This is a genomic window from Amycolatopsis rhizosphaerae (genome assembly GCF_007713715.1).
GTDB lineage: Bacteria > Actinomycetota > Actinomycetes > Mycobacteriales > Pseudonocardiaceae > Amycolatopsis_E > Amycolatopsis_E rhizosphaerae.
Map to the genome: position 1 here is coordinate 1 of NZ_VJWX01000773.1, position 2,018 is coordinate 2,018.

General features: G+C 70.3%; 2 protein-coding genes. One reads left to right on the plus strand and one right to left on the minus strand.

Annotated elements, in window-relative coordinates:
* Window positions 1-190 precede the first annotated feature (190 nt).
* Window positions 191-1,039 (minus strand): alpha/beta fold hydrolase, encoded by an 849-nt coding sequence (locus tag FNH05_RS36675; protein ID WP_246128155.1) that lies wholly within the window; start codon window positions 1,037-1,039, stop codon window positions 191-193.
* A gap of 344 nt (window positions 1,040-1,383) precedes the next feature.
* On the opposite strand from FNH05_RS36675, the gene FNH05_RS36680 reads away from it, so the two are divergent.
* Window positions 1,384-2,018, plus strand: a 635-nt coding sequence (locus FNH05_RS36680) for a maleylpyruvate isomerase family mycothiol-dependent enzyme (protein WP_144593424.1), incomplete at its 3' end; no start/stop codon positions are given.

Genomic DNA, 2,018 nt, shown 5'->3' on the forward strand with positions numbered 1-2,018 from the left:
GCTTCCCACACCGGTTCGAGCCGGGGTTCGCCCGTCCTGGAAATCCCCGATCTCGCCGGAACGGAACCGGACCCCACCGCCGCCCTGGACACCGCTTTCGCCCACCTCCGGCGCGGCTGGCCCGACCTGTAGCTACAGAAGCAGGATGGGTTGCCGCCGCCCGGGGTCAACCTGCGGCGCGCCGACCATCTCAGCCCGCCGTGTGCGCGAGCAGGACGTCCGCGACGGCCGTGACGGCGTGGGCCGGGAGTCCGTGCCCGACACGATCGAGCCGGACGAGATGAGCGTTGGGGATCTCGGCGGCGAGCGCCTCGCCGTTGCCGATCGGGAAGAACGGGTCGTCCTCGCCGTGCAGCACCAGTGTCGGCGCGGTGATCTCGCCGAGCCGCTCCCGCCAGCGCGGGCCATGGTCGGCGAAGGCGATGTTGCTCGTCGCGCACTTGACGTTTCTGGTGCGGGCGACAACGGCCTCGGCGTGAGCACGAGCGGAGGCCTCGTCGAACGCGCCCGCCCCGGCGAACGTCCTGGCCTGCAACACGAGGTGGTCGATCACGGCTCGCTTGTCCGACCAGTCCGGTTCCGGGGTTTTCATGATCACCTCCAGGACCGCGCCGTCGTGTCCGGGGAGGTCGTCGTCGACCGGGCCCGGCGGGTTGGGCCGGCTGGCGAACAGCGTGAGCGTGGCGACCCGCTCGGGGTGGCCCAGGGCGAGCAACTGGGCGATCCAGCCGCCGGTCGACATCCCGGCGACATGGGCACGCCCGGTCGCGGTCGCGTCGAGCACGCCGACCGCGTCGTCGACGAGATCGGCTAGGGAGTAACCGGGCTCGCCGGGCGGATACGACTCCGAGCGGCCGGTGTCGCGGACGTCGTAACGGACCACCCGCCGCCCGCCGGCCACGAGCCGCTCACACAGCTCATCGGGCCAGCTCAACATCGACGACCCGACCAGCAACACGGTCGGGACGCCCACGCCGCCCCGCACCTCCACACAACTCTCCGCTCCGTTGATCACGACCATGCGCTCACCCACCGGCACGAGCCTCTCCTTCCCGATACTTCCCGGACGTCGTGACGGTAGACCTCGCGCGCCGCCCGAACTCATCGGCGAACGAGCGGGTCTCGCAAGGCGACCCCGACATCGAGGAGCGGAGCGACGGCCTCCGCCCGTCGCCGGGTTTCCTCAAGACCTACTGGCTCACCGGTCCTGAGCGACTGTCCTATCTGGCATTCAAACGGTGCTCACCAAGGTCCTCGGACCGAACGATTGCCTTCCGTCCGTTGACATTCGACGAGGACAGGCGGGCCATGGTCAACGCTGACGCGCCGAGGTGAACCGTTCATGCCGGGTCCCGCGTAGCGGGCGGACTGTATCGTGGAGCCGTGGATTACCTGGGTGTTCTTCGGCGTGAACTGGACGCGTTCGGCGCCTTGCTGGATGGTGATTTGTCGGCCCCGGTCGAGCACTGCGGCGGTTGGAGGTTGGTGGATCTGGCCGTGCACCTGGGCGCGGGGAACCTGTGGGTGGTCGCGGCGGTGCGGGAGGGCCATGGCGACAGCTACGACGAGGGTGCCGCACCCCGTGACCGGGCTGGTCTCAAGGCCTGGTATGCCGAGACGGCGGACGCGCTCGTGCAGGCCCTGTCGGTTCCTCCCGCCACCGGGGCGTGGACGTTCTTCCCGCCGCACACGGTCGGGTTCTGGCGCCGGCGCCGCAGCCAGGAGACGCTGATACACCGCTGGGATGCCGAGCACGCGCTCGGCTCGACGACGCCGATGGATGTGGCGCTCGCCGCCGACGGGGTCGCCGAGGTCTTCGACACCATGGCGCCCCGCATGATCGCCAAGGGCGCCGCCACCTCTCCCGGGCAGGCCGTGCGAATCACCGCCACCGACGCCGACCGCTGCTGGACCTACGGGCCGGGTGAGCCGATCGCGGAGGTCTCGGGCACTGCCGAGGACCTGCTGCTGATGTTGTGGGGACGCAAGCCGCGGGACACTGGATCACTGACCTGGGC